The 24,825-nt window shown below is 50.1% G+C and carries 28 protein-coding genes and 1 pseudogene; 14 read left to right on the top strand and 15 right to left on the bottom strand.

The window, feature by feature from the left end:
• Positions 1–150 precede the first annotated feature (150 nt).
• From lepA to JCM12308_RS15465, 4 genes and pseudogenes are all read right to left on the bottom strand, one after another.
• A pseudogene (lepA, locus tag JCM12308_RS15480) lies at positions 151–1,954 on the bottom strand (translation elongation factor 4).
• A gap of 129 nt (positions 1,955–2,083) precedes the next feature.
• A complete protein-coding gene (locus tag JCM12308_RS15475) occupies positions 2,084–2,827 on the bottom strand; it encodes a hypothetical protein (protein WP_054784350.1) in 744 nt (247 codons plus the stop codon).
• A gap of 239 nt (positions 2,828–3,066) precedes the next feature.
• Positions 3,067–3,393 (bottom strand): outer membrane protein, encoded by a 327-nt coding sequence (locus JCM12308_RS15470; RefSeq protein ID WP_128647422.1) that lies wholly within the window; start codon positions 3,391–3,393, stop codon positions 3,067–3,069.
• Positions 3,394–3,410: 17 nt separating this feature from the next.
• Positions 3,411–3,761 (bottom strand): hypothetical protein, encoded by a 351-nt coding sequence (locus tag JCM12308_RS15465; protein ID WP_054784348.1) that lies wholly within the window; start codon positions 3,759–3,761, stop codon positions 3,411–3,413.
• A gap of 448 nt (positions 3,762–4,209) precedes the next feature.
• On the opposite strand from JCM12308_RS15465, the gene JCM12308_RS15460 reads away from it, so the two are divergent.
• Complete coding sequence (locus JCM12308_RS15460; RefSeq protein ID WP_054784347.1) at positions 4,210–4,737, top strand: GNAT family N-acetyltransferase; 528 nt, start codon at positions 4,210–4,212, stop codon at positions 4,735–4,737.
• Positions 4,738–4,803: 66 nt separating this feature from the next.
• Here JCM12308_RS15460 and JCM12308_RS15455 read toward each other — a convergent pair whose 3' ends face one another.
• The 5 genes from JCM12308_RS15455 to JCM12308_RS15435 all read right to left on the bottom strand — a co-directional run bounded on the left by JCM12308_RS15455 (position 4,804) and on the right by JCM12308_RS15435 (position 9,605).
• On the bottom strand, positions 4,804–5,526 hold the full coding sequence (locus JCM12308_RS15455) for a hypothetical protein (RefSeq protein WP_014283832.1): 723 nt from the start codon (positions 5,524–5,526) through the stop codon (positions 4,804–4,806).
• Positions 5,527–5,861: 335 nt separating this feature from the next.
• Positions 5,862–6,572, bottom strand: a complete 711-nt coding sequence (locus JCM12308_RS15450; RefSeq protein ID WP_164845324.1) for an outer membrane protein — start codon at positions 6,570–6,572, stop codon at positions 5,862–5,864.
• A gap of 194 nt (positions 6,573–6,766) precedes the next feature.
• On the bottom strand, positions 6,767–7,759 hold the full coding sequence (gene mepA, locus JCM12308_RS15445) for a penicillin-insensitive murein endopeptidase (RefSeq protein WP_054784345.1): 993 nt from the start codon (positions 7,757–7,759) through the stop codon (positions 6,767–6,769).
• 88 nt (positions 7,760–7,847) lie between these two features.
• Positions 7,848–8,891: a patatin-like phospholipase family protein gene (locus tag JCM12308_RS15440; protein WP_054784344.1), complete on the bottom strand. Its 1,044-nt coding sequence runs from the start codon at positions 8,889–8,891 to the stop codon at positions 7,848–7,850.
• Between the two features lie 132 nt (positions 8,892–9,023).
• On the bottom strand, positions 9,024–9,605 hold the full coding sequence (locus JCM12308_RS15435; RefSeq protein WP_054784343.1) for a flavodoxin family protein: 582 nt from the start codon (positions 9,603–9,605) through the stop codon (positions 9,024–9,026).
• An 88-nt stretch (positions 9,606–9,693) separates the two neighbouring features.
• Here JCM12308_RS15435 and JCM12308_RS15430 point away from each other — a divergent pair, with 88 nt between their 5' ends.
• On the top strand, positions 9,694–10,617 hold the full coding sequence (locus tag JCM12308_RS15430) for a LysR family transcriptional regulator (RefSeq protein WP_054784342.1): 924 nt from the start codon (positions 9,694–9,696) through the stop codon (positions 10,615–10,617).
• Between the two features lie 26 nt (positions 10,618–10,643).
• Here JCM12308_RS15430 and JCM12308_RS15425 read toward each other — a convergent pair whose 3' ends face one another.
• Together JCM12308_RS15425 and JCM12308_RS15420 are read right to left on the bottom strand one after the other, a co-directional pair.
• A complete protein-coding gene (locus tag JCM12308_RS15425) occupies positions 10,644–12,560 on the bottom strand; it encodes a hypothetical protein (RefSeq protein WP_164845323.1) in 1,917 nt (638 codons plus the stop codon).
• Between the two features lie 418 nt (positions 12,561–12,978).
• Positions 12,979–13,908, bottom strand: coding sequence for a helix-turn-helix domain-containing protein (locus JCM12308_RS15420; protein ID WP_054784340.1), 930 nt, complete (start codon positions 13,906–13,908; stop codon positions 12,979–12,981).
• 220 nt (positions 13,909–14,128) lie between these two features.
• Here JCM12308_RS15420 and JCM12308_RS15415 point away from each other — a divergent pair, with 220 nt between their 5' ends.
• Positions 14,129–14,851, top strand: coding sequence for an SDR family NAD(P)-dependent oxidoreductase (locus JCM12308_RS15415; RefSeq protein WP_054784339.1), 723 nt, complete (start codon positions 14,129–14,131; stop codon positions 14,849–14,851).
• A gap of 13 nt (positions 14,852–14,864) precedes the next feature.
• A complete protein-coding gene (locus JCM12308_RS15410; protein ID WP_054784338.1) occupies positions 14,865–15,683 on the top strand; it encodes a nucleoside-diphosphate kinase in 819 nt (272 codons plus the stop codon).
• A 63-nt stretch (positions 15,684–15,746) separates the two neighbouring features.
• Here the strand turns inward: JCM12308_RS15410 and JCM12308_RS15405 are convergent, their stop codons facing one another.
• From JCM12308_RS15405 to JCM12308_RS15395, 3 genes are all read right to left on the bottom strand, one after another.
• Entirely contained in the window at positions 15,747–16,067 is a 321-nt protein-coding gene (locus tag JCM12308_RS15405) for a DMT family transporter (RefSeq protein ID WP_054784337.1), read from the bottom strand.
• Positions 16,068–16,128: 61 nt separating this feature from the next.
• The gene (locus JCM12308_RS15400; RefSeq protein ID WP_244271913.1) at positions 16,129–16,764 is read right to left on the bottom strand and encodes a flavodoxin family protein; all 636 of its coding nucleotides are present in this window, start codon (positions 16,762–16,764) and stop codon (positions 16,129–16,131) included.
• A gap of 130 nt (positions 16,765–16,894) precedes the next feature.
• Entirely contained in the window at positions 16,895–17,404 is a 510-nt protein-coding gene (locus JCM12308_RS15395; protein WP_054784336.1) for a lactoylglutathione lyase family protein, read from the bottom strand.
• Between the two features lie 130 nt (positions 17,405–17,534).
• Between JCM12308_RS15395 and JCM12308_RS15390 the strand changes: the two genes are divergently transcribed.
• Positions 17,535–18,431 (top strand): LysR family transcriptional regulator, encoded by an 897-nt coding sequence (locus JCM12308_RS15390; RefSeq protein ID WP_208609128.1) that lies wholly within the window; start codon positions 17,535–17,537, stop codon positions 18,429–18,431.
• 34 nt (positions 18,432–18,465) lie between these two features.
• On the opposite strand, the gene JCM12308_RS15385 is transcribed toward JCM12308_RS15390, so the two are convergent.
• Positions 18,466–19,254 carry an alpha/beta hydrolase gene (locus JCM12308_RS15385; protein WP_054784334.1) on the bottom strand — a complete coding sequence of 263 codons (789 nt, stop codon included), beginning with the start codon at positions 19,252–19,254 and terminating at the stop codon, positions 18,466–18,468.
• A gap of 131 nt (positions 19,255–19,385) precedes the next feature.
• Between JCM12308_RS15385 and JCM12308_RS32785 the strand changes: the two genes are divergently transcribed.
• The 9 genes from JCM12308_RS32785 (at position 19,386) to JCM12308_RS15345 (ending at position 24,752) form a co-directional block, all read left to right on the top strand.
• Entirely contained in the window at positions 19,386–19,964 is a 579-nt protein-coding gene (locus JCM12308_RS32785) for a glycosyltransferase (RefSeq protein WP_306303349.1), read from the top strand.
• A gap of 16 nt (positions 19,965–19,980) precedes the next feature.
• Positions 19,981–20,559, top strand: a complete 579-nt coding sequence (locus JCM12308_RS32780; protein WP_306303348.1) for a glycosyltransferase family 4 protein — start codon at positions 19,981–19,983, stop codon at positions 20,557–20,559.
• A 190-nt stretch (positions 20,560–20,749) separates the two neighbouring features.
• The gene (gene infC, locus JCM12308_RS15375; protein WP_083417159.1) at positions 20,750–21,292 is read left to right on the top strand and encodes a translation initiation factor IF-3; all 543 of its coding nucleotides are present in this window, start codon (positions 20,750–20,752) and stop codon (positions 21,290–21,292) included.
• An 86-nt stretch (positions 21,293–21,378) separates the two neighbouring features.
• The gene (locus JCM12308_RS15370) at positions 21,379–21,930 is read left to right on the top strand and encodes a nucleoside deaminase (RefSeq protein WP_083417158.1); all 552 of its coding nucleotides are present in this window, start codon (positions 21,379–21,381) and stop codon (positions 21,928–21,930) included.
• Positions 21,931–21,970: 40 nt separating this feature from the next.
• Positions 21,971–22,480, top strand: coding sequence for a nucleoside deaminase (locus JCM12308_RS15365; protein WP_054784333.1), 510 nt, complete (start codon positions 21,971–21,973; stop codon positions 22,478–22,480).
• A 282-nt stretch (positions 22,481–22,762) separates the two neighbouring features.
• The gene (gene rpmI, locus JCM12308_RS15360; protein WP_008553139.1) at positions 22,763–22,960 is read left to right on the top strand and encodes a 50S ribosomal protein L35; all 198 of its coding nucleotides are present in this window, start codon (positions 22,763–22,765) and stop codon (positions 22,958–22,960) included.
• Between the two features lie 28 nt (positions 22,961–22,988).
• A complete protein-coding gene (gene rplT, locus JCM12308_RS15355; protein ID WP_008553032.1) occupies positions 22,989–23,345 on the top strand; it encodes a 50S ribosomal protein L20 in 357 nt (118 codons plus the stop codon).
• A 122-nt stretch (positions 23,346–23,467) separates the two neighbouring features.
• Positions 23,468–23,851 carry a GFA family protein gene (locus JCM12308_RS15350; RefSeq protein ID WP_054784332.1) on the top strand — a complete coding sequence of 128 codons (384 nt, stop codon included), beginning with the start codon at positions 23,468–23,470 and terminating at the stop codon, positions 23,849–23,851.
• Between the two features lie 109 nt (positions 23,852–23,960).
• Positions 23,961–24,752, top strand: coding sequence for a helix-turn-helix transcriptional regulator (locus JCM12308_RS15345; protein ID WP_054784331.1), 792 nt, complete (start codon positions 23,961–23,963; stop codon positions 24,750–24,752).
• Positions 24,753–24,825: the final 73 nt, after the last annotated feature.

The raw sequence follows: 24,825 nt of genomic DNA, 5'->3' as shown, positions 1-24,825 counted from the left end.
ACGAAAAAGGCGACCAGAGGCCGCCTTTGAATTCTTTGATTGGTAAGAAAGGGCTTGCCGGCTCGCTACAGCTAAAGCTGCTTACACTCGCACGGCCTTCGCACCTGCAAACGACATTCAGTCGTTTGCTTTGCTTACGCAAATCGGTGCTCAGTCATCCATCTTCAGCGCTTGAATGAACGCTTCCTGAGGGATTTCTACCTTACCAAACTGGCGCATTTTCTTCTTACCCGCCTTCTGCTTATCCAGCAGCTTGCGTTTACGAGAAGCATCACCGCCATAACATTTCGCGGTTACGTCTTTACGCAGCGCAGAGAGAGTCTCACGCGCAATCACACGTCCACCAATGGCAGCCTGAATTGGGATTTTGAACATGTGGCGTGGGATCAGCTCTTTCAGAACCTCACACATAGCGCGACCACGACGTTCCGCCTGCGAACGGTGCACCAGCACGGACAGCGCGTCCACGGGCTCCTCGTTCACAAGAATAGACATCTTCACCAGATCACCCTCGCGATATTCGCTGATGGTGTAGTCGAAGCTGGCATAGCCCTTGGAGATGGACTTCAAGCGGTCATAAAAGTCGAAGACCACTTCGTTGAGCGGCAGGTCATAGGTGACCATAGCACGCGAACCAACATAGGACAGATCAACCTGAATACCGCGGCGATCCTGACACAGTTTCAGGATTGGGCCAGATACTCATCAGGGGTCATGATGTTAGCGCGGATCCAAGGCTCGCGGATCTCTTTGATCTTCACAACATCCGGCATATCAGCCGGGTTGTGCATCTCAAATTGAGAGCCGTCGGTCATCTCCATCTCATAAACAACAGATGGTGCTGTCGCGATGAGTTCCAGATTGAACTCACGGGAGAGACGCTCCTGAATGATCTCAAGGTGCAGCAGACCAAGGAAGCCACAACGGAAACCAAAACCAAGCGCAGCCGATGTTTCCATCTCGTAGGAGAAGGACGCATCATTGAGGCGCAGCTTGCCCATGGCAGAACGCAGATCTTCAAAGTCGTTTGCATCAACCGGGAATAGGCCACAGAACACAACTGGCTGTGCTGGCTTAAAGCCCGGCAGCGCTTCGGTGCAGCCTTTCTTGTCATGGGTGATGGTGTCACCCACGCGGGTATCAGCAACTTCCTTAATGGAAGCCGTCAGAACGCCAATTTCGCCCGGTCCAAGACGGTCCGTTGCCACAAATGCTGGTGTCATCACACCAACACGGTCAACCGGATAAACAGCGCCAGTACCCATCATCTTGATGGTGTCGCCCTTTTTCAGTTCACCGTCGATCACGCGGATAAGAACCATCACACCCAGATACGTATCGTACCAGCTGTCCACCAGCATGGCTTTCAGCGGGCCATCCGGGTTACCGACAGGGGCAGGAAGTTGTTTGACGATCGCTTCCAAAACATCAGGAATACCAAGCCCGGTCTTCGCTGAAATCATCACTGAGTCAGAGGTATCAAGGCCGATCACATCTTCGATCTGCTCTTTGATGCGGTCTGGCTCTGCAGCAGGCAGATCAACCTTGTTGAGCACAGTCACGATGTCGTGGTCGTTGTCGATAGCCTGATAGACGTTCGCAAGCGTCTGCGCTTCCACACCTTGGGAGGCATCAACCACCAACAGGGAGCCTTCCACCGCAGCGAGGGAGCGAGAAACTTCATAGGCAAAGTCCACGTGACCTGGGGTGTCGATCAGGTTCAGCGTGTACTCTTCACCGTCCTCCGCCTTGTAGATCAGGCGAACGGTTTGAGCTTGATGGTAATGCCGCGTTCCTTCTCGATATCCATGGAATCGAGAACCTGCTCCGTCATCTCACGCTCAGTGAGAGTGCCGGTAGACTGGATGAGGCGATCGGCCAGGGTGGACTTACCGTGGTCGATGTGCGCGACAATCGAGAAATTGCGAATATTGGACAAAGTTTTGGTCGTCATGGGCGCTCAATTACCACTGCTTTGCTCTATGGCAAAGCACATAATAAGCGCCCACGCGCTTTTTTGCTGTTTTCCAGCCAATAAAGTGAATAGCAAACCGCCAAATCTCAGATTTTTGCAGCAGTCTGGCTAGAAATGATACTCAAACCCAACCCCAAACAAATGCGCTGTCATGTCTGTCGAAGCATTGCCTGAGCTGGAAAGGCTGTCTGTGGTGCTGAGAGAAAAATCAGCAGTTTGGAAGAACCCATATTCCAGCGTTGCACCAAGCTTGGAGTTGATAGCAATCGTCACCCCACCACGCGCCAGCAAAGCGCCGACAGTCGACTGGTTACCCTTGATCGTAAAGTCTTGACCATCGATGGTTCCATTTATGGTGCCGATCACAGGAAATGCCGCCCCGATGCTGATTCCGGCAAACGGAATAACCTTCTTGGTGAGTGGTGAAAGCGGTGCAGAAAGAATAACGCCGCCCATCACATAGGCGGCGGCGATCGATCCACTGCCTCCGTCCACCCCGGAAAGGTTAGAGATGCTGTTGCTGATATAGCCGGTATCCAGCTGTAGCTTTACAAAGTCACCGGCAGTCACCCCACCAAATGCAGCTGCATTCCAACCGATGTTGTACTCGAAAAACTTGGTACGCCCGGTACCTGGCGTGTAAAGATCACCATCCGGAGCATAGGAGGCAAAGCCCTTCGCCCCCGCATAAGGTTTGAGTGGAAACATGCCCATCGCAGCTTTTTCAGCAGCTTCTTTTGCGGCCGCTTGCGCAGCCTCAGCTAAATCCGCAGCAAACGAACGGGCAGAGAGTGCTCCTGTCGCCAATAACGCAGAAACTAACATGATTACAGTAGAGGAAAGCTTTCCCATTGCGCACTATCTCCTGAAGTCCTGACGGCAGATTCGCGCAAATAGACAAGTCTTACCAAATAATTAATGGTGTAATTCACAGAACATGTAAAATATAGGTATGAATTACAATGATATAACTTGTTTTAGGTTTGTATTATTTGAAATTATTATCAGTAATCTTGCAATATAAAAGAAGGCGGCAACCTGCCGCCTCTGTCAACCATGAAAACTATTGAGCCTCTACCCCAAACAGCCCGCTAAAAATCATAGCGAAGGCCTAAGCCGATCATGTGAGTACTGAGATTAGTTTCCAGTGTGTTTTGAAAAGGAATGCCACTCACAGTGGATTTCTGCTTCACATCGAAGTCTGCAGTCTGGAAATATGTGTAGTCGGCAAACAAGTGAGTGTTTTCATACATTTCGTAGGAAAGGCCACCTGTAAGCTTCCAGGCGAAAACATATTGGTCTTCAATTTCCATCTCGCGGGTTTGGTTAACTCCTGAGAGAATTTGCTTATCCATACCTGGTTTAGCTGCGCCTATCCCTCCACCTACGAATGCGGTTATTTGATCTGTTAAAGGCAAATCCGCGAGAACACTAGCTATGATGTAACTGCTATGAACGTTGCCACCACGGATCCGGAAATTGTCACAGTGTCACTACTCATCTTGTCAACGGTATTCACGAGATAGCCTAGTTCTGCTTCAATACGAAGATACTCGTTTAAACGCTGGCCAATACTCGAACTCGCGGCCCATTCATTCTTAAAATCAAGGTCATAGCTATCAGTTGGTACACCTCCCGTCGGATCAAAGGTGCTGCGAAGTGAAAACGCCTTCGCTCCTTTAAAGCTGATATACATACCGCTATCTTGGGCCTGCGCTGAAGTAACTCCAGCAAAGGTCAAGCTGAAACTTGCAAGGAGGGTGGTAATACGCAAAACCTGTTTCACTTCAAATACTCCAGATGTGAAAGTGCAAGCAGTAGAAAATTAAGGTCGATGAAAATGCAGCAGACGAAGTTATTTACTATTTGCTTAGAAATAGGTCTTGGTCAGTTGGTAATCACTTAGTAACCTTAAAATCAACCAATGAAATTTGATGTAATGATCGATATTTATGGTTAAATTTACGTAAAATAATCTAAAGGTTAGTAATTTTCATTTATCCGGGTCGAGTGTGTTTTTTGATCTGACTGGAAACACATCCTGCAATAAACTCAAGTATTTGATGGTTTCTTCGCCTTGTGATCAGCAATGAAGTATGACAGTGCTGAAGAAGAAACAACCGCATCATTAAAGCGCAGTTTTGCGCAAAGGTGCGTGTTTATGACAATGCAAATCCATAGCAGTTCATTCGATCGAGAAATGTCTGAGCGAAGCTGCGTGATGAGGGACTTACATGAAACTGCGTCATGCAACCAAATCTGATCTTCCGACACTTCTGGAGATTCACAATGATGCAGTCAAAACACTGGCTGCGATTTGGACAGATACCCTGGAGACACTGGAAGATCGGAAGACTTGGTTTGACAAGCGGATCGCAGGCGGGTTTCCGATCATTGTAGCTGAAGACGAAAACGGAGACGTGCTTGGCTACGGCAGTTACGGATCTTTTCGTGAAAAATCTGGTTACGACAAGACAGTGGAGCATTCTGTCTACGTAACCCCGCAATTACGTGGCAAAGGTGCAGGTTCTGTTTTGCTGGAAAAGCTGATTGATCTGGCAAAACAGGATGGTCGCCATGTCCTTGTTGGCGCAATCGACAGTGAAAACAAAGGCTCAATCCGCCTCCACGAACGCTATGGCTTCAGGATCACCGGAGAACTCCCACAAGTCGGCTTCAAATTCGGCCGCTGGCTGGATCTTACCCTGATGACGCTTATCTTAAACGGCGATGAAGCACCAACAGCACACGCTCATGAATAAGAAAAGGGAGCAACAACGCTCCCCTTTGCACAAAACAACTTAAAGGCCCCGAGCTGATCTGGGAACTCACGGCCAGGTAAAGTAGAAAGCGAGGTTCTTTGCTATTTGAACATAGTATGCATTGTGACCGGTCTTTTTATCGAAGGAACGTCCTTCTTCATCCATGAAGGTCAGATCTTCAAACAATTCATTTGCTTTGGAGTATTCGCCGACATGTGTAATTGAGGATGTCCCAAACACATATTCTCCATCAGGATTCAAATAAACGATGTAATTGGATTTTGTTTCGAAGCCATAGTCTGCCATATCTTCGATGTTGAGTGTACCATCCTTCATCGCTTGCAGCATCTCTTTAGCGATGGGGTCTCCAGTCTTAGCACTGGCATAGATACCCTTCATCAGCTCCTGGTAAACAGCCGAACTGTTTGGATTAGTCCATTCTTTTGAGATATCGAAGAATTTTTGGATTGCTGCAGCTTGTCGGCTGCGTTGTGCCAGATAAGAGTGCACTGCACCTTGCATTTTATCGGTATCGAGGCCGATTAGTACCTCAAATATTTTGCTGATCGCTTTTTTGGTCGGATCATTACTTTGCTCAGCTTCGCTCTTTGCATTTTGCCCTTGCTGGCGTAATTCATTGTCCTGACGTAGTTCATTGTCCGGCGTGAAGCGCACAACATCTTCAAGCAGACTTACAGCGACTTCATCTTGAGTCATAATTGGTGCAGGATCGTAATTACCAGCAAAATTGGTGAATGAAAAAGAAAGACGGACGCCGCTGACTTCCATAATAAAAACCTCTACAGAATATAAAAATTGCTATTGAGAACAGCAAATATGCTGTCCAGCAGACATCATATCTGTAGGTAGCAAGTTTAAGCTCTTACATGTGCTGGTTGATTGATAGCTTTGTTATTGCGTGGAGTCAAATACTTGTTAACTATACATTTTATTATAAGTTTACATAACTAACTTGTCGTTATGGTGCCTCTTATCTTCTTTGAGCTTCTGCTTTTGGTCAAGAAAGCTAAAATCAAATAGTTTCACTGAAATGATTTAATCTACCAAAATAAAAGGGGAACAGAACTGCTCCCCTTTTACTGCTTCAAACCTTGCTGTTTGGCTTAGAAATTGTAGCGCAAACCGATTTGTGCAATGTGTGTAGAAAGGCGCATTTTGCCAGGATTTGGTGATGCTGGGGTGTCAAGCATTGCTTTAAACTCTGCAGATCTCAAATAATCATAGCTAGCAATTACATCGATATTGTCATTCAGGCTATATGAGAGACCAGCACCAACTTTGAAGAGTGCTACAGCGTTGTCCTTTACTTTAGCGTCAGCTTTGCCTGCCACGCCAGAAATACTCACATCAGAGATTCGAGGAGCCAGGACACCCGCGCCGACACCAGCAAATGCTGTTACTTTATCGTTGAAGTGATAATCACCAAAAATGGATGCAGTGCTGTAAAAACCTGACAGATCAGACTTTGCATCAACATTTGCAAGCTCATCAAGGTTGTTTCTGAGGTAGCCAAAATCTGCCTGAACACGAATAATATCGTTAATACGATAGCCTAGGTTTGCTGCAAAGTTAAAACCTGTGTCGTATTCGAGAATGTCTTTTGCAGTGCCAAGACCATCAACTTTGATATCGCCATCTTCCGCAAAAGATGCTCCACCGGAGATGCCGATGTAAGTGTTGCTGAGAAGGTCTGATGCAACAGCAGAGGACGCATTAAATGCAAGCATCGCGCCTGCGAGGAGTGCTAGTTTTTTCATTTTGCTACCTAAAAAAATATATGCTGGCGGAATATTATGAGAATCAATTACGTACAAGAAGTTGGTTTAATCGTATTAAGTAAAATATGCAGAGCGTATCTTTTTTGCAACTTTTAGTTGATTTGTGCGGTTTGAGTGGAGCTCACTATTTCGAGTGTCGCACTAACAAGAGTTAGTTCACCAGAAGTTTGAGTGTGATATCGAGTGTTGCTGGCCATCAACTCCCCCATCTAACCACCAATACCCCAACCTCACTCCGCCCGCAGCACAGTGGCGCAGCTGTTTGGTAGGTCTGCTACGGAAAGTGGTGGTTTTGGTTTGCGTGGCTTTGGCTTTTCGCCTGGTTTCGGCTTTTTGGGCACCCACGGCTCGTCAGAGAGCCAGTAGGTGAGCTCTTTGCCGCAACCATCGCCAGCAGGTGGGACTGCTTGGTTCTTGCATTGCTTGCTGTCAGCAGGGCAGGCCATGCGGACGTGGAAGTGGTAATGGTGGCCCCACCAAGGGCGAACCTTACGCAGCCAGTCGCGGTCACCCGTTTCAAAGTCGCACAGTTCTTTCTTGATGGTCGGGTTCACGAAGATACGGGCAACACCGTCATCTTGTGCTGCACGGCGGATCAGCTTGGCATGGGCGTCAGTCCAGCGGTTTGGATTCACCTTGCGATCTGCGCCCGGCTTGCTCAGATTGCCATTTAGCATGGAAATCGCGCTTTCAGTCTCACGCTGTTTGGCGCTGAAACGATAGTCCGGCATCTGGCGCAACCAGATGTCCGCATCCAGCCCGATCTGGTGAGAGGCATGCCCCGTCAGCATCGGCCCGCCACGGGGCTGAGAAAGATCACCGACCAGCAAACCGTTCCATCCCAGTGAAGGTGCATCTGCAGCCAGTCGCTTCAGGAAATCAATGAGTACTGGATGCCCCCAGTTGCGATTACGCGAAAGGCGCATGACTTGCCAGTTCTCACCATCATAGGGAATGGCAATCGCGCCTGCCACGCAGCCTCTTGCATAGCTGCCAAAAGAGAGCGGATGCGTTTTGGCAGGCGTCTTTTTGTGCCCGAAGTGATACTTGGCAGCCCCCGGAAACTCTGGCAGCTTGCCTAAGGCCTCTTTGTAATCCTTAACGGAGATCTGGGGCTTCGTGTCTGGAAGAGGCACAGCCTGCGCGCCTGCAGCAAACAGGCTCGCGACGATGCTGCCCGTGACTACGGCTGCCGTGCGCTGATAACCTTTCAACCCCAACATGATCCCTCCGCTGTGATCACGCCTTTAACGTGAATCACTTTAACTTATCTTTCCGGAAGTTGTAGCAGGGGCAGAAGGATTGTGAAGCCTAAAAGCCGGGGCCGTCCTGCCTTTCTTCCATAATGTCTGCCAGTTTGTCCAACTCGGTATCGTGGGAAGAAAGCAGATCATCCGCAATGCGGTTCAGCTGAAGTACTTCACCCGGGCGCACGCTGTAAATGTCGCTGCCAAAGTGTGGCAGGTCCGCATTCAAACGAATGTATTCCACGCCCGGCATGTCTTTGAATAACACGTCCGCGTATTGCCCGGTGGATGCTGTTTGGCCGTGCATATAGCTGGAAAGCAGCGGCGTGCCTTCTTCAGGTGATAGCCAGCCGCTGGTGCCCCAGTTCACTGCTTGGGTGAAGCTATGCTTCTCTTCCACCGGATTGCCGGTGCCAAGGGAGAGGATGATAATGTCTTTCGGATTCCAGCCATGGCGCCGCGCTTCAGCATAGGCCGCAAGCACCGGATCATTCAGGAAGCCTGCCGCATCAATCATGATTTCCTCATCGCCCGTTGTCAGGTTTTCAACCCGGGCAGGTTCAAACCAGGAAGGGGAGGAGGTCGTCGCGCGCACAGCCTGCCAGAAGTAATAGTCATCCCGTCCAGTGGTGTTGTTGCTCATGGAAACAACACGACGGTTCTTCAGATCATAAGCGGTGAGCAAGATAGCAGTTAGACTGCAGGAAAGCGCACTCCAACCGATATGCTGTTTGATTGCCTGCTCAATCGGGCGTTCCTGAATGCCTTTGTTGAACTGCCCAAACGCGCCGTAAAGGCGCCGTGGCAGCCAATGGCGACGGTTGTTAACGTAAAGCTCCCGCGCTTCAACCTCAAAAAACTCCTGCAAGTCCCCCAAGCTCATTGCCGGTTGGCCGGGTTTGTCGCGATCGGGATTTGGAGCTGTCAGACCAGCCGCAATCAGGCCTCCGCTGGAAGTACCACAGATCAGGTCGAAGTATTTGCAAAGAGGCGCAGACTTGCCGCGCTCATACAATTTGGTTTCAAGCCCGCGAAGCAAGCGAATTGGAATGAGACCGCGCGCTCCACCACCATCAATGGATAGAATAATGCGTTTTCTTCTTTTCATAGACAAACCCGATACAGTGATCTTGTGTTTTAATTTGCTCTTATACGTATCGAGTTTGTCCAAAAATGAGGTGAAGAGATGGCACCTTACATGGCAGAAATCCAAGCACTTGTGATTGCAGTGAATTAAGGGTTAAGCCGCCTCGCTCTCGCGGGTGAGTGCAGCGGCCACCTTCGCAATTCTGCCACCAAGTGCCTTTGCGGTATCTTTGTCTGCCTGTGGCGGAACCACTTCGGGCCCTTCATCAGCATTGGCTTGAGCCATCACACCCAGCGTACTGCCAAGGCGATTGAGGTCTTCTTCTGAGCCTTTACTGCTGTTGTTGCCCGGCATCAGATCCAGCCCGACCCAGATCATGCCATGCTGTGCAGCAAACACGCTCAGCTGTGTCAGCGTGCCCAGTTTATCGCCACTGCGAGAGGCTGAAACAGTGAAAGCACCGGCGATTTTGTCCACCCAGCCACGCTCCATCCAAACCTTGGAGGACGCATCCATAAAGGCCTTAAACGGTGCGCTCGCGCTGCCCATGTAAGTTGGAGAGCCAAAGATAAGGGCGTCCGCCGCAGCCAGCTTATCCCAATTCACGTTCTCGAGTTTAGCAACGGACATCAGCTCCGCATCTGCACCGGCATCCAACGCACCTCGCTGCACGGCTTCCGCTAAAACCTGCGTGTGGCCATAACCGCTATGATAGACAACAATCACTTTGCTCATCGCATTTCCTTTTCTGCACTGTAAGATCGACAGGACCGGTTTATTCAGCTACCAAGTATTCGTCTAATGCATGTAAGGTATAGTAAGTATGCGTCAGGTGAATTTGCGTGGCGTGGATCTGAACCTTCTCGTCATTCTGGAGAAGCTTCTGGAAACGAGGCACGTCTCGTTGGCAGCAACGCAGCTGCATATGAGCCAGCCCGCAGTCAGCCGCGCCCTGCAGCGCCTGCGTGAGTTGCTAAATGATCCCCTGCTGGTACGTATTGCCGGAGATTATGAGCTGACGGAAAGAGCCGCCGAAATCCAAAGACTGCTCCCATCCGCTCTGGCAACTATTCAGGAAATGATCGCAAAGCCGGAGTTTGACCCGGCAACAGCGAAAGAGACCATTCGCTTTTCTGGTCCTGAGCTGGAGGTGAACCTCTACGGCCCACCTCTTCTGAAACGGATGAAGCAGGAAGCTCCGGGTATGAAGCTGGAGCTGAAGAGCAATATTCGCAATCAATTTGAGCCGCTGGAAACTGGAGAAGCCCACTTCGTCCTTTCTGGTCAGGAGCCCAATGCAGCCACAAGTCAGCTCCACCGTATTTCACTGGGTCGTTTCAGCTACGTCTGCCTGATGAGCAAAGACCATTCACTTGCAGGCAAGCCAATCTCACTGGATGACTATCTCGCTCAAGACCATATCTCGGTCATGATCACCGGCGCAGGCCAAAGCATCATTGATGAGAAGTTGGCCGCAATGGGCCGCAAACGAAATGTCGCCGTAAAAATCAGCAGTTTCTTCGCCGCCATGCACTTCTGCGGCCAAACAGACCTGCTCTTCCTTGTGCCTTCAATCTTCGACAAGAAAATCTATGAAGGCCACAACACCATAGCCTCGCCAGTGCCGGACTTCCTGAAAGACCACCACCAGGAATTCTTCCTCTACTGGCACGAACGCTACCACCACGACCCCATGATCCAATGGACCCGCACCCTCATGAAAGAAACCACGAGGCAGTATCGGTAGCTGAAGAGTTGATGGACGATAGTGCTCTAAAAACTGCTGGAGAACCTAAGGGCAAGATCGCCACCAAGCTTATCTTGGTATCGGGAAGAAAATACTTTCCCTATTACCTCAACGCGGCTTTTCTCGGTCAGATTGTAGGCAGCACCTGCTTCTGTGGTGATCCGAACTTTGCTTTGTGAGCGATCGGAGCCAACTGAAAAATGCGCCAAACCGGGGATGTTGGTTGATGCTGAAACTTCAACATCATCCGCAAAGAAGTCAACTTCTCCTTGCAAACCAAAGCTAAGTTCCAGCTGCTCTGAAGCCGAGAACCGAGACCAAACACCAAAGACACCCGCTACAGCACTAGTGGAACCACCATGTATGTGCGCAATCGTATCCAGCTCCATCTGTTCGTTATAGCCAGCTTGATAAGTGCTCTCCCAATAAGCTCCAATGTAAGGAGAAACCACAAGAGTTTCAGAGATCTGATGATCCGCAATAAGCTTTGCTCCTACGGTGCCGCTGTTGAAACTGGTAGAACCCTTTCCAGTCTGAACGTCCGTGTAACCCTGCCCGCGTGTGACGTCTGCATCGCTATAAAGCCAAGCCCCATCAAGTCGGGCGCGAAACTGTGTCTCAGAAGAACTGAAGGGGAGGGCGTCAATCAAATACTCCGCAAATGCTCCAATGCTGACACCGTAGTTGAGATCTAATGTCGAACCTGCATTTCCTTCTCCGTAAGCGCCTACACTTGCTCCGAGTTTCAATTCACTATCGATTTGGACCGCGCCAGTTACGCTTCCACCAAATGCATTTGTACCCTGAAACAAGCTGGTTACCCCGGAACGTACACCCAGACACGCATTGTAGCCCGATGAGATGTGACACTCTTCTTCCCGAAGCTCTCTCGCCAACCGCCCATTCAAATCAACGGCATTTGCAAACTCATCCGCAACCTCCACCGCAGACGCCTGCACATTGGCAAGATCTTGCATAGTGTTTCTATAAATGAAAGCTCGCGTCTGTAAGCCGTCATATGAACTTCCCACGATCGTTCGACCATCTGCGCTGATGTCTGAAGCGAATGTATTAATTGCTCCAGTGAGTTGTCCTATGTCTTCCATTTTTCCGTTCTGCCAGCGAAATGCACGACTGCGTCCATTATGTGTTGAGGATCCGACGATGATGTTTCCGCTAGCACTTGTAGCCCGTGCATAAGAGTTAGAATCTCCGTTAAGAGTACCTAGGTTTTGAATTTTTTTGTCTACCCATCGGACAGCGACAGAAGCATTATTGGGGCCAGAGCTACCAACGATGATGTGTCCATCAGCGCTGACATCGTGTGCATCAGTATCATCGTCTCCTTTTAATGGACTAAGCGCTTCCATTTTTCCGTTTTGCCAACGGAATGCAGTAGTTCCACCTTGTTGCCTAAAGAGCGCACCCACTACGACTGTTCCATCTGCTGAGATGCTGTTTGCGACTGAGTCGTCAGCTCCTTTTACAGTACCAAGGTCCTGCATTTTTCCATTTTGCCAGAGAAATGCATGCGTAAAACCATTAGAGTTCTCAGCTGCTCCAACGATAATCTCTCCAGAAGCGTCGCTAGCCGTGGCAAATGATTCAGTTCCGCCGGGCAGAAAGCCGAGATCTTGGAAGAGGCCGTTTTCCCAACGGAAAGCGCGATAATGCCCTTGGTTTGAGTTCTGGCTATAGAATCTAGAGTTCCCGACTACGACCTGCCCGTCAGCACTGATATCATAAGAAAAAGAATACAAAGATCCTTGATGCTTACCCAATAGAATTGGAGTGGTTTGCGCTGACGGCCAGAGGATCGCGCTGCCATTGTAACCATCATTAATACTACCAGAGATAATGCTGCCATCAGCGTTCACACCTGTTGTAATAAGATCAACGTTTGGTCGGGTTGGTATTAATGGCAATGGGGTCAGCTCTTCCAATGTTAACCAAAGTGGTTGGCTATGTGCCGAGTACGGTGCAACAGCAGCGGATGTGGAGATTAGGGCGATAGAAGAGAGTTGGGAAAAGCATTTCTTTAAGCAAAAAGACGGTGACATAAGCAATCAGATTCCATGAAAAGCAATGCGCTACATAACCTCCTGACGGACTAAAGAGTGCATGTAGCAAATACATGTTTCGACTGCATAAGAGAGTAAAACGAAGTATTTTTGAAACGAAAGGCCTCACTATTCTGGCCGATAACACCTTGTCTGCAGCTAAATGAAACGCAGGAGAAAAAGTTTCCTGCTGTATTGAGTGGAGATGACACAGAGAAGAAAATTAGCGCACTTCCGTGTCTCTCGAAATGAGCCAGAAATTATTTAGTTTATCAACAATTTACACATGGTTGGGCTGGGTTTACTGGGCCGTTGCCCAATAAACATAAGCATCAAGCGGTGACTTCGTGTCTTCGTGCAGTTCACCCAACATCTCACGCGGGCTCATATCAAACTCATCTCGGAACACTTTGGAGAAGGTTGAGAAATGCGAAAAACCGCATTGCTCTGCTAGTCGGCCAATCTCGACGTTGCTCTGAACTTGCAAAACTTGTCGAGCTCGTACAAGGCGCATGGAACGTAAGTATTTGGCGAAACCTCCCATCGGCTCAAGCAATCGATACAGCGTGCTGCGTGAAACACCCATCAGGTGAGCCAGTTCATCACTGCTTAAGTGCGGGTTTGACAAATGCTGCCGCAACAAATCCTTTACCTGTAACCGTCGCAAAAGTTGAGAAGAGTGAGACAATACAGGAGGAGCAGCCGTATTGGGTTGATCAGAAAGCATCTGCCCAACCAACTCCGCAATGCAATCGACAATGCTCGAGTAGTGCTGATCATTGAGTGTATTGATTTCTGTGCCTAGGCTCGACATCAACTGGCGAATTATGGGAAGCGGAGCTTCGTTACCCCGAAAGATCTGAACAGGATGACTGCGGTGCTCGCAGATGTACTTGCTGAGCCTCGCGCGCGGAAGCATCAACTTGCAGAGTTGATAATCTGCATGATGAGCGGACATCGGCTGCGTGGCATCATAAAAAACCAGATCACCGCTTTTCAGAGTTAAGCTGCCCTCAGAACAATTAAGCTCGCTACCACCTGTATGCTGGTATAATTGCAGGCAGTAGACATCGATATTGTCTTGCGCGGTACGTCGTTCGGTACGCTCGACAAAATAGTTCCCACCCGAAATCAAACCAAGGCTCGCATTTGTCAGAATTCGTGCACTGACAGAAGCAGAGAAATTTTCTTTAGGTGGACAATAGGCCTTGTTCGCCACATCACCCGTCACCGCATGATAGGTCTCAACCCAATCCCTCCACCTGACGTCCCGCTGGTGGTGGACCCGAATATGATCAGAACGCTTTTGCAACAGATGCCAATATCAATAGAATACAACTAATGATGGTAGTAGTATCACTGAGTATTTAAGGGTGCAACTGAGCTTTCCTTTGCATTGCATTTGCAAGGTATGTTTCAGGATACTGATTTGATTTTAGAAAGCACCATTTATGAAAAAGAACATTTTGATTGTTGGCGGGACATCTGGCGTTAGCCTTGAGCTGGCAAAGCATTATGCGAATGAAGGGCATAATGTTTGTGTTACTGGGCGCAAGCAGCCTGATATTGAAGAGGTAACCTTCCAAAACTTCGCAATGACGCATGATCCAATTCAGCTGGGACAGGATATTGATCGGGTCTTGGAGTGTTTTGATCCAGTCCATACACTTGTTTATGCAGCTGGCTTTCTGCAACGAGGTCATATTGATGAGCTTGAAGACAACGATCTGGGTGCAATGGTAAATGTCGGTCTGCTAGCTCCAATGCTGCTGATCCAGCGCCTCAAGAGAAGATCAGATTTTCCTCTCAAGATAATACTAATCACGTCCAGCTCTCAATACACCCCTCGCGAGTTGGAGCCTGCCTATTGTGCAACTAAGTCAGGCTTGGGCATGTTGGGAGCATCGTTAGTGAGGGATCAAAGTCTGGGCAAGGTTCTCGTGGTGGCTCCTTCAGGCATTCGAACGTCTTTCTGGGACAATACATATGAAGACACCAAGACGATGCTTGATCCTATTTGGGTGGCAAACCAGATTGTTGAACTCTCAAGTGGCAGCTTCAAATACAAGTATGCAAAGCTTCTTCGAAACCCAGAACGTGTGGAGGTTGTGGAGTGCTTGAACAATGACATGATGCCAATCACTACACACGACCCAGCAACTCAACTTGTCTGATTGAGCTATCTCTATGGAACACAACATCCTCGTCATCAAACCAGATCAGGAAAAGCAGGTATGGTTTGTTGAGGGGATCAAAGCTGATCTGGTGCAAAGTGGACTTGAGATTGTTGCTATTTGCAAAAAGCATCTAGATGCTGATGAGTTCAACCGTTGCTTTATCTGTAAGAACGGAACACATTTGGCGTACATGACCAACTCGCCAGTTGTTGCCGTGCTCTATAAAGGGCGATCAGCTGTCAGTTTTGGGAGAAACTACAAATATAAGATCCGCAAGCAGCACGCTGCAGATAAACTTCGAAATATCCTGCACTCAACTGAGCCGGGCAACGAATTTGCGGCTCAGTTTGATTTGTTCTTTCCAACATTAAGAGTTGCTGATCACCATCAATTTTCAGATCAGGGTGTTTGCTTTAACCAACTGAATATAGATCAAGTTGATAGGCTACCCGAACTCACCAGTTTCAATCTGGTCGCTATGAATGAGATTGAAGCAAACTCACCTCAGTTTAAAGCTGTTAGTTCCCTCAGAAATTGCAGATATGTTGCCATACGAGATACTCTTCAATCTGAAGCAGAAGTACTACGCTACCGACAGAAGCAAGCGTCGCTCTCATCTGGAATGCGAGAAGTGAATATTTTACTGTTGAAGCGCCCGCAGAATGCCTCATCAGTAATCAAGTTATTGAAAGAACAACAAAAGATCCAAGGAGTTGTCTGTTACAAACCAAGCTTCACCCTATTGCAAACGGAGATGCTTCGTACGGCGATTTTTAAGAATGATCTGTTCTGCGTTGGCGGTAGCTTTGGTGAAGGTGACCCGGGCTGAGTCAGAGCATCGCAAGAGCTGGCCGAGCAATTTGAAGCAGCTTTCGAACGAGCCTAACCACTCCTACCCATTCGACACAAACTTCAGCCCCACGATTGCGGCGATGAGGAGGGCGATGAAGAAGAGGCGGAGGAAGGTGACGGGTTCGCCGAAGAGAAAGATGCCTAGGATTGCGATGCCGGAGGCGCCGATGCCTGTCCAGACGGCGTAGGCCGTGCCGATGGGGATAGAGGCCATCGCTCTGGTCAGGAAGTAAAGCGACAGGAAAGCCGTGATGACAAAAGCGATGGTGTAGAGCGGTCTGGTGAAGCCCCCAGAGAGCTTGAGGCAGATGGCAAAAGCCATTTCAAACATGCCTGCAATGATGAGCCAGATCCACGCCATTCAGTTGCCTCCAACACAACCATGATTACTTCCAAACTGGAAAAAATCTTAAAACACAAGCTTATAGCATATCATCAGTGCAAGGGAGACTTACCTTTGCTTTGCTGAGGTTGATTGTGACCACCTTCCACCCAGCGACGCGTTGCTTTGGCAATACGGGCGCCATAAGCGAAAGCTGTGTCACGGTCCGACTGCGGTGGAGCGACCTCCGGCCCTTCATCCATGTTGGCCTGCGCAGCAGCGCCATAGTACACGCCGAGGCGGTTGAGATCGTCATTGCTGCCGAAGCTGTAATTGTTGCCGGGAGGCATGCCAAGCTCACCCAGATCATACCATGCTGAGCAGCAAAGGTCGCCATTTGAAGGAAAACGTTGAGCCGGTCACCGCTCATGGAACCGGAAACGCTGAAGCCCCCGGCAATCTTGTTGATCCAGCCCTGTTTGTACCAAACGGTGGCAGAGGCATCCATGAAGAATTTGAAGGGAGCGGCAACACCGCCCATGTAGGTTGGGGTGCCGAATACGATGGCATCGGCGGCTTCCAGAGTGCCCCAGTCCGTATCTTCATACTCGCTGACAGGCACAAAGGTAACGGTCACGCCATTTTCGCGGGCACCACGCGCGATCGCATGTGCCAGCGTCTCGGTGTGTCCGTTGGCGGAAAAGAAGGCGATTGCCACCAGAATGTCTTTTGACATGGGCTGCTACTCTTCAAGACCTGTCAGAATACTGGTCTATTTGCAGCCAAACGCCTTTCAGCCACTCTAAGAAAGCTGGGGCAGATTTAGATGTGCTCGATTAAAATTCTTCGAGCACACCTTGGAGAACCTAGGATTTCTGGTAGGCACCGCTGGAATAGTGCAGCTCGTAGGAATGGCTGTAGATCTCCAGAATATTGCCGAACGGATCTTCCATGTAGATCATGCGATAAGGCTTCTCACCCGGATAGTAATAGCGTGGCTCTTTCATGCGGCGCTTACCACCTGCGGCCTCAATCTTGTCTGCGAGACCTTCCACATCAGGGTCCTGAACACAGTAATGGAAGATGCCGGTCTTCCAGTATTCGAAGTTGTTCTCTGGGCTCTCGTTCTGAGCAAACTCAAAGAGCTCAACGCCGATGCCATCGCTGGTGGATAGGTGAGCAATTTTGAAGCTCTTCCAGCCTTTACCAAACACGTCGGTGCACATCTCGCCAATTGCGCTGTCATCTTCAACGATCTCGCTTGGCTCCATGATGATGTACCAGCCCATCACATCACGATAGAACTTCACCGCAGCTTCCACATCAGGAACAGAAAGACCAATGTGGGAGAAACGTCTTGGATAAGGGGCGGACATAACAGACCTCGCTACGCTAATCTCAATAGGCGGAATGCCTTGAACACGTTGGATGTAGCAAGTCTGTGAGAAAATCAGAAATTATCATTTATTAGTTTTATGATAATTTAATGTTATGTATGTTGGGACCATGTTAAACTCCCAATGGCTCAGAACCTTCGTCAAATTAACCGAAACTGGTCACTTCACACAGACAGCCAATCAACTCGGCATGACGCAGCCGGGTGTCAGCCAGCATCTGAAAAAGCTGGAGCAGCAGATCGGAGCGCCGCTGATTACGAAGATCGGCAAGGGCTTTGAGCTGACACGGGAAGGGGAACTTCTGTTGAGCTTCGCGCTCACAGCCGAAAGGCAGGAGGCAGAACTTCGGGAAGCTATTCAGCAGGATGACCCAAACACCGGCGAAATCCGTATTGCGTGCTCCGGTTCCATGGCGCTCTATCTCTACCCAAAGCTACTCGAACGCCAGAGCCGATATCCCGGATTAATGCTGAAGGTCGAGGTCGCTCCAAACCATCGTAGCCTTCAGCTGTTACAAAGCAACGAGATGGATCTCTGCATAGTCACCCAACAAGCACAGCACTCAGCGTTGGAACTGCAGCACATCGGCAACGAGCCCCTCTGCCTTGTCGTGCCAGCAGATTTCAAAGGAAGAGCAGTCGCATTCGAAGGCCTGCAAAAACTGGGTTTCATTGATCACCCGGACGGCCAGCATTACGCAGAGCGTTTACTTACGCCGAATTTCGTGGAGATGGCATCCGCTAAGGGTGATCTGCGGGTGACTGGCTACATCAACCAACTCAGCCAGATTCTCGTGCCTGTCTCGCAAGGGCTGGGGTACACAGTCCTTCCCGAAACCGCAGTGTGCAGCTTTGAGGCGCAGCAGAAGATCAAAACTCTGGAGTTGAAAGAACCCGTCAGCGACCCGCTATACATGACGGTGAAGAAGCATCGCCCTCTACCTGCTCGGTATGATTGGTTTCACCAGGAGATCGCAGATCTATGCGGTCAAATGAGTGGCAGCTAGGCTCCTGCATCAGAAGCCTAACCACTAGATTAAATCAACGCTGGGCGAGTTCGGCCACGGCTGCGATCATGCGATCCAGATCTTCAGGACGCGACAGGCGATGATCGCCGTCTTTCACCAGAGTCAGCACCACATCGTCATGCGCCATGCCTTCGACGATACGCAAGGCATGCTGCCACGGCACCGCGTCATCTTTCTGGCCCTGTAGAATGATGGTCTTGCAGTTGGTGATGATTGGCTCACCGAGCAGCAGGTTCTTTCTGCCGTCTTCGATCAGGTCACGCGTGATGATGTACGGGCTGTCTTCATACTCGGAAGGGCGCTCGAAGCGGCCTTTCTCCATAATCTCCTGCTTGATCTCATCGGTAAACTCATGCTTCCACATCAGTTCCTCGGTAAAATCAGGAGCAGGCGCAATCAGCACCATGCCAGAGAGGGAGCCTTCCATCTCTTCCGAAGCTTCATGGAGTGACTTAGCCAGCAGCAAAGCCATCCAGCCGCCCATGGAAGAACCGATGACAACAGTCGGGCCTTTGCAGAACTGTTTAAACACAGCCACAGCTTCTTCCAGCCAAAGGGAGATGGTGCCATCAACAAACTCACCACCGGATTCGCCGTGACCGGAGTAATCCATGCGGGTGCAGGTCAGGCCCTTCTTTTCAGCCCATTCTGCAAGCACTTCTGCCTTTGTGCCAAGCATGTCGGATTTGAAGCCGGAAAGCCAAAGAACACCCGGCGCACCGCGTTCATCATGTCGCACTGCAATCTGCCGCGCACTGTCTCCTTTGCCAACGCTGATGAATTGCGGTAAGTCAGCACTCATTCATAACCTCCAAACGCTTATCGGCTTATAGTGGCCGGCAACTGTTTGGAAACCTGATTATCGTGCTTCCGCGCCTGCCTGCCTGTCATTTGGGCGAGCATAGTTGGATGCCGCTCAAAAAACATAGAGAAATGTCCAAAGTGCCAACCATTTTGCAAATTGTCCCCGACCTTCAAACCGGCGGAGCCGAGCGCACCACAGTGGATGTGGCAGAGGCGATCGTCAACGAAGGCTGGAATAGCCTTGTGATCTCGCAGGGTGGACGCATGGTTCCTGAGTTGGAAGCAACCGGCGCCGTGCACTTTGAACTGCCAGTGAAGTCCAAGAACCCATGGACCATGTGGCGCAACTCTTATCTGATTGAGCGCATCTGCCAGCAAAACCGGGTTGATCTGGTGCACGCCAGATCCCGAGCTCCTGCATGGTCCGCTTTGTGGGCAGCACACCGCCTGAACATTCCTTATGTCACCACCTATCACGGCATTTACAAGGAAACGAACAAGTTCAAGGCGTTTTACAATTCCTCCATGACTCGCGCAGACAAAGTGATTGCCAACTCACGCTTTACTGCGGATCTGGTCGAAAAACGTGACCCACGCACCAAGGGCAAAACCTCTGTTATCTATCGCGGGCCAGATGTGGAATCCTTCAATCGGGACAACATCAGTGATGAGCGTGTGACAGACCTACGCGCGCTGGGGAGTTTCTGATAATCGCCGTGTTGTTATGAACCTGGCGCGCCTGACGGAATGGAAAGGCCAGAGGGTTCTGATCGAAGCCACACGCCAGCTGATTGAGCGTGGTGGCTATGATGATGTTCTGGTGGTTCTGGCTGGTGATGATCAGGGCCGCGAAGCCTACCGCCAGTCTCTGGAATTGCAGATCGCAGAATCCGAGTTGATCGAACACGTACGCATCGTCGGCCATTGTTCTGATGTACCGGCAGCACTCGCAATTGCAGATGCTTCTGTCGTGGCCTCCATTGAGGCGGAAGCTTTTGGTCGTGCAGCTGTTGAAGCACAGGCTGCAGGTGTGCCGATTATCGTTTCTAACATCGGCGCTGTGCCGGAAACCGTACTCGTACCGCCAATCGTGAAAGCTGAAGAGCGCACTGGTTGGCATTTCGAGAATGGCAATGCAGAAGAGCTCTGTGATCTCATGGCGCAAGCGCTGGATATGAGTGAAGAAGACCGGGCAAAACTGACCAAACGCGCCCATGATCACGTCGAACGATCCTTCACCAAACAGGCCATGTGCTCAGCCACACTAAACGTTTACCGGGAGCTGTTACCAACAGACAGCTAACTGGTTGTAAATGTCGCGTCAGAACCTACAAAACTAGTGTTGACTTACGTGGCATTTTTCCTGATTCTAGCGACGCAGCGAAAATGATGTTCTTGGGAAGTGTTTCTCGACTTGACGAAACAGTTGGAACGAGTCATTGAACTGCAATCAAATATTCGCAAGTTCGGCAGTCTAAAGAGGAGATACTCACATTCGCCGTCCGTTTCGCGCACCGCCACCCACTAAGGAAGGGCCGCGCACCAATAAAGAGATTCGCGTTCGCGAAGTGCAGCTGATCAACGCCGAAGGTGAGAACCTCGGCCCAACTCCAACCGAAGAAGCCCTCGCAATGGCGGTGGAACAAGGTTTGGATCTGGTCGAAATTGCTCCGAACAGTCAACCACCTGTTTGTAAGATTCTGGACTATGGTCGTTACAAGTACCAAGCTCAGAAGAAAGCTGCTGAAGCACGCAAAAAACAGAAGATCGTTGAGATCAAAGAAATCAAGATGCGTCCAAACATCGACACTCATGATTATGAAGTGAAGATGAGAAACATGATGCGTTTCTTTGAGAGCGGAGACAAGGTTAAGGTAACCTTGCGCTTCCGTGGCCGTGAAATGGCTCACCAAGATCTCGGCATGAAGCTTCTGCTTAAGGTGAAGGAAGAGACCCAAGATATCGCTAAGGTCGAATCCCATCCTAAGCTGGAAGGTCGCCAGATGATGATGGTGCTAGCACCTATTTCTCGTTAATAGGCTCAGGTTGAAGCGCTCCAGCTTGGTTTCTGTGTAGCTACTCAACCGAAGCCCCAGAGAATTTTGAGATTACCCGGCACAGCGTGTCGGGTATTTTCATTTGGGGCAACGAAACACGGTTGGAGCACATGGACAACGAGCTGGCTACACACCAAAAGCGCATGCAGGCGCTGGTGGAATACACTGCAACCTCCTTTGAAACACCATATCCCACGCCCTTCGGTGGCGCTCTGTATGGCTCAGACGGAACCTTGCTTGCACAGGCCTACAACAGAATGGTCCGCGAATGCGACCCCAGCAGCCACGGTGAACTCAACGCCATTCGCGAAGCCTGCAAAAAGTACAAAACCCGCAGCTTTCCCGGCAGTATCCTCTACGCCACTTCAGAACCCTGCCCAATGTGCATGACAGCAACCATCAGCATCGGCGTGGAAACGTTGGTCTTTGGTGCTTTCACAAATGAGGATGCGATAAACTTCTGGCCGCAGGAGATGGACCTGCGCGCGCGCGATATCGCAGAACACGTCATCATGCGCCCGAAGATTGAGATCATCGAAGGGGTTGAACGCGATGCCTGTCGGCAGCTCTTCACTGACTGTGCCAGCACTATGATCAAGCTCGGTATTCGAATCTAATAAGCAAACCTCGCGGAACTAAAGATCGGGGAGGGACGTGATGACAGAAAGCGAACTGGAGCTGCACCATCAGCGCATGAGAGAGCTGATTACTTTCACGGCGACCTCACTGGAGACACCTTACCCATCGCCATTTGGCTGTGCTGTCTACTCTGCAGAAGGTGAGCTTCTGGCGCAGGCCTATGATTCCGTGATCAAGGAGTGTGATCCCACCTGCCATGGCGAGATCAACGCCATTCGGCTCGCTAGTGAGGCCAGCAAAGCCCGCAGTTTTCCGGGTGGCATTCTCTACAGCACGTGTGAGCCTTGCGCTATGTGTATGGCCGCCACCATCTGGGCCGGTTTTGATACTCTGGTGTTCGGCGCCTACACCAATGAAGATGCCACAAACTTTTGGCCGCAGGAAATGAGCCTGCGGGCCAAAGACCTGGCTGCAAGCATGGTTCAGCGGCCTGAAATTGCAATTTTTGAAGGTGTTGAACGTCAGGCCTGCCAGCAGCTCTTTACGGATTATGGCCGTGCACTTAAAAGGCTTGGCATCAGGATCTGAAGAGCCGAACACACCTCGCAACACCATAGTCATGCACACTCTGGCAAGGGCAGGGGTGTAAACTGGTTGAACTCTGGCTATTCGAGCCGAGTTTGACGGGAATCTTCTTGCATTCCCACGCTGGCAGTTTTATAAGGCCGCGTTCAAAGTCGCCCGGCGGTATTCTGCCTCCTATAATTTATAGGAATTAAGACGGAAATACAGGGCATGCCGTGGCGGCTTCTGATGCATCCATTGCAAATTTTTGATCGGTTCGCTGATCATCACAAGAAAGGACGCAAAATGCCCAAGTTGAAGACGAAGTCTGGAGCCAAAAAGCGCTTCAAACTGACCGCGACTGGCAAAGTTAAATGTGCTCAGGCTGGCAAGCGCCACGGCATGATCAAACGCACGAACAAGTTCATCCGTAACGCACGTGGTACCACCACTCTGTGTGATGCAGATGCTCGTATCGTGAAAAAATATCTGCCTTACGGCTAAGCCTTAAAGCTGAGACCAGGAGACAACCATGTCACGTGTAAAAAGAGGCGTTACCGCCCACGCTCGTCATAAAAAAGTTATTAAGGCAGCCAAAGGTTACTACGGCCGTCGTAAGAACACCATCCGCGTTGCTAAGCAGGCAGTCGAGAAAGCGGCACAGTACGCTTACCGCGACCGCAAGGCTCGCAAGCGCAACTTCCGTGCACTCTGGATCCAGCGTATCAACGCTGCGACCCGTGAACACGGCATGACCTACGGCCGCTTCATCGATGGCTTGAACAAAGCTGGCATCGAAGTTGACCGTAAGGTTCTTTCTGACCTGGCAATCAACCAGCCTGACGCATTCAAGGCTCTGGTTGAAAAAGCACAGGCTGCTGTAGCTTAATTGCTAAAGCAGGAAGCAGAAGCTTTTTAAAAGGCAGGTTCCGAGAGGAGCCTGCTTTTTTTGTTGTCCGGCCAAAGCCTCCTCCCTATCTTGGTTCCTTGATAAATGAGGGGAGAGGGAACATGGTCACTGGTAAATGTGAATGCGGCAAAGTTCAGTTTCAGGTGGAAACGGTAAGAGACAGCGTCACAGTCTGTCACTGTAGCCAATGTCGGCGCACAAGCGGCCACGTCTGGGCCTCCACAGTGGCTCCTGAAAGCGCAGTCACCTTCACAGTTGACGATGGACTTGAATGGTACGCTTCCTCAGATTTTGCAAAGCGAGGTTTCTGTAAAGGATGCGGATCGAGCCTGTTTTATAAAATCCATGCGGAAGACTACATCGCTATCGCGGCCGGTTGTCTGGATGAGCCAAACGACTTGCACATCGGCAAGCATATCTTCGTCAAAGACAAAGGTGACTACTACGAGATCACCGATAACGCGCCTCAGATCCAACGGTTCTGATTAGGGGGAATGCTTGCCATTCTGCTCTAGCTCGATAAAACCCTTATAACTGCGGTGTTTGAAAGTACCAGTGAAAGTGCCCCAACTCTCAAATGAAACAGCTGACAGAATGTTGCCTGACGACTCAGGCCTGTCCATTCACTTGATCACGCAGGCCACCCGAGCCACGTTCACGGACATGTACTTCCATCAAACTTTCCTGTCGTTCATTCATAAGGGAACGAAGAAGGTAATCTGCCCGCACAATGGTGAGTTAGTCGGTTCAGAGGGCGACCTCTTCATCTTTCCTCCCGGTTCTATCATCAGCCTCGAGAACAGGCCGCTTGTAGATGCCGATTATCAAGCAGACGGTGTCAGCATTGCCAACGCGCTGATAGATGCAGTGTATGCAGACCAACCGGTAACTCCAGCAGCTACAGGTATCCAGCTGGTGCGTAGAGAAGAGCATAAGCCAGAAGACGTGCTCGCCCTCATGAAAGAGACATTGGCAAATACTTCTCTACCAGAAGCCTTAAGGCAGCACCGACTGTTGGAGCCGCTCATCTGGCTACGCCATATCGGCGTACACTTGTCAAAGCCCGACACAGACAACCCTCTGAGCAAGGTGCGCAGCCTCATCGAAACTGACTTGAGCTACGCATGGCGTGCGACCGACGTTGCCAGTCATTTTGCGATGAGTGAGGCGACCTTCCGCCGGTGGCTTGCCAAGTCCGGGCACGGCTTTGCAAAGGTTCTGCTCCATACTCGTTTGGAAAAAGGTCTGGCCTTGTTGCAATCCACGCATGAACCAATCTCGAACGTTGCGCTGGATTGCGGGTTTAATACCCCCTCTCATTTCTCTGAGGCTTTCAAAAAACGCTTTGGAATTCGTCCGAAAGAGATCAGATCGAGAGAGGTTTGATCGAAATCCGATAGTTTATGAGTGACACGTGAAAGCGTGGCTTTTCAAAGCAACCTATAACTGGAACATGTTC

Origin of the sequence: Pseudovibrio denitrificans JCM 12308, assembly GCF_001310815.1 — a bacterium.
GTDB lineage: Bacteria > Pseudomonadota > Alphaproteobacteria > Rhizobiales > Stappiaceae > Pseudovibrio > Pseudovibrio denitrificans.
Note: the sequence above shows the minus strand (reverse complement) of the source record. Positions and strands in the feature narration are given on the sequence as shown.

Excerpts from the sequence above, each read along its gene's own strand:
- JCM12308_RS15345 (WP_054784331.1), top strand. The coding sequence starts at position 23,961 with ATGTTGCCTGACGACTCAGGCCTGTCCATTCACTTGATCACGCAGGCC.
- JCM12308_RS15460 (WP_054784347.1), top strand. The coding sequence starts at position 4,210 with ATGAAACTGCGTCATGCAACCAAATCTGATCTTCCGACACTTCTGGAG.
- JCM12308_RS15410 (WP_054784338.1), top strand. The coding sequence starts at position 14,865 with ATGGAACACAACATCCTCGTCATCAAACCAGATCAGGAAAAGCAGGTA.
- JCM12308_RS32780 (WP_306303348.1), top strand. The coding sequence starts at position 19,981 with ATGAACCTGGCGCGCCTGACGGAATGGAAAGGCCAGAGGGTTCTGATC.
- JCM12308_RS32785 (WP_306303349.1), top strand. The coding sequence starts at position 19,386 with ATGTCCAAAGTGCCAACCATTTTGCAAATTGTCCCCGACCTTCAAACC.
- JCM12308_RS15395 (WP_054784336.1), bottom strand. The coding sequence starts at position 17,404 with ATGTCCGCCCCTTATCCAAGACGTTTCTCCCACATTGGTCTTTCTGTT.
- JCM12308_RS15415 (WP_054784339.1), top strand. The coding sequence starts at position 14,129 with ATGAAAAAGAACATTTTGATTGTTGGCGGGACATCTGGCGTTAGCCTT.
- JCM12308_RS15455 (WP_014283832.1), bottom strand. The coding sequence starts at position 5,526 with ATGGAAGTCAGCGGCGTCCGTCTTTCTTTTTCATTCACCAATTTTGCT.
- JCM12308_RS15390 (WP_208609128.1), top strand. The coding sequence starts at position 17,535 with ATGTTAAACTCCCAATGGCTCAGAACCTTCGTCAAATTAACCGAAACT.
- JCM12308_RS15440 (WP_054784344.1), bottom strand. The coding sequence starts at position 8,891 with ATGAAAAGAAGAAAACGCATTATTCTATCCATTGATGGTGGTGGAGCG.
- JCM12308_RS15475 (WP_054784350.1), bottom strand. The coding sequence starts at position 2,827 with ATGGGAAAGCTTTCCTCTACTGTAATCATGTTAGTTTCTGCGTTATTG.
- JCM12308_RS15405 (WP_054784337.1), bottom strand. The coding sequence starts at position 16,067 with ATGGCGTGGATCTGGCTCATCATTGCAGGCATGTTTGAAATGGCTTTT.
- mepA (WP_054784345.1), bottom strand. The coding sequence starts at position 7,759 with ATGTTGGGGTTGAAAGGTTATCAGCGCACGGCAGCCGTAGTCACGGGC.
- JCM12308_RS15385 (WP_054784334.1), bottom strand. The coding sequence starts at position 19,254 with ATGAGTGCTGACTTACCGCAATTCATCAGCGTTGGCAAAGGAGACAGT.
- rpmI (WP_008553139.1), top strand. The coding sequence starts at position 22,763 with ATGCCCAAGTTGAAGACGAAGTCTGGAGCCAAAAAGCGCTTCAAACTG.
- rplT (WP_008553032.1), top strand. The coding sequence starts at position 22,989 with ATGTCACGTGTAAAAAGAGGCGTTACCGCCCACGCTCGTCATAAAAAA.
- JCM12308_RS15400 (WP_244271913.1), bottom strand. The coding sequence starts at position 16,764 with ATGTCAAAAGACATTCTGGTGGCAATCGCCTTCTTTTCCGCCAACGGA.
- JCM12308_RS15430 (WP_054784342.1), top strand. The coding sequence starts at position 9,694 with ATGCGTCAGGTGAATTTGCGTGGCGTGGATCTGAACCTTCTCGTCATT.
- JCM12308_RS15365 (WP_054784333.1), top strand. The coding sequence starts at position 21,971 with ATGACAGAAAGCGAACTGGAGCTGCACCATCAGCGCATGAGAGAGCTG.
- JCM12308_RS15350 (WP_054784332.1), top strand. The coding sequence starts at position 23,468 with ATGGTCACTGGTAAATGTGAATGCGGCAAAGTTCAGTTTCAGGTGGAA.
- JCM12308_RS15435 (WP_054784343.1), bottom strand. The coding sequence starts at position 9,605 with ATGAGCAAAGTGATTGTTGTCTATCATAGCGGTTATGGCCACACGCAG.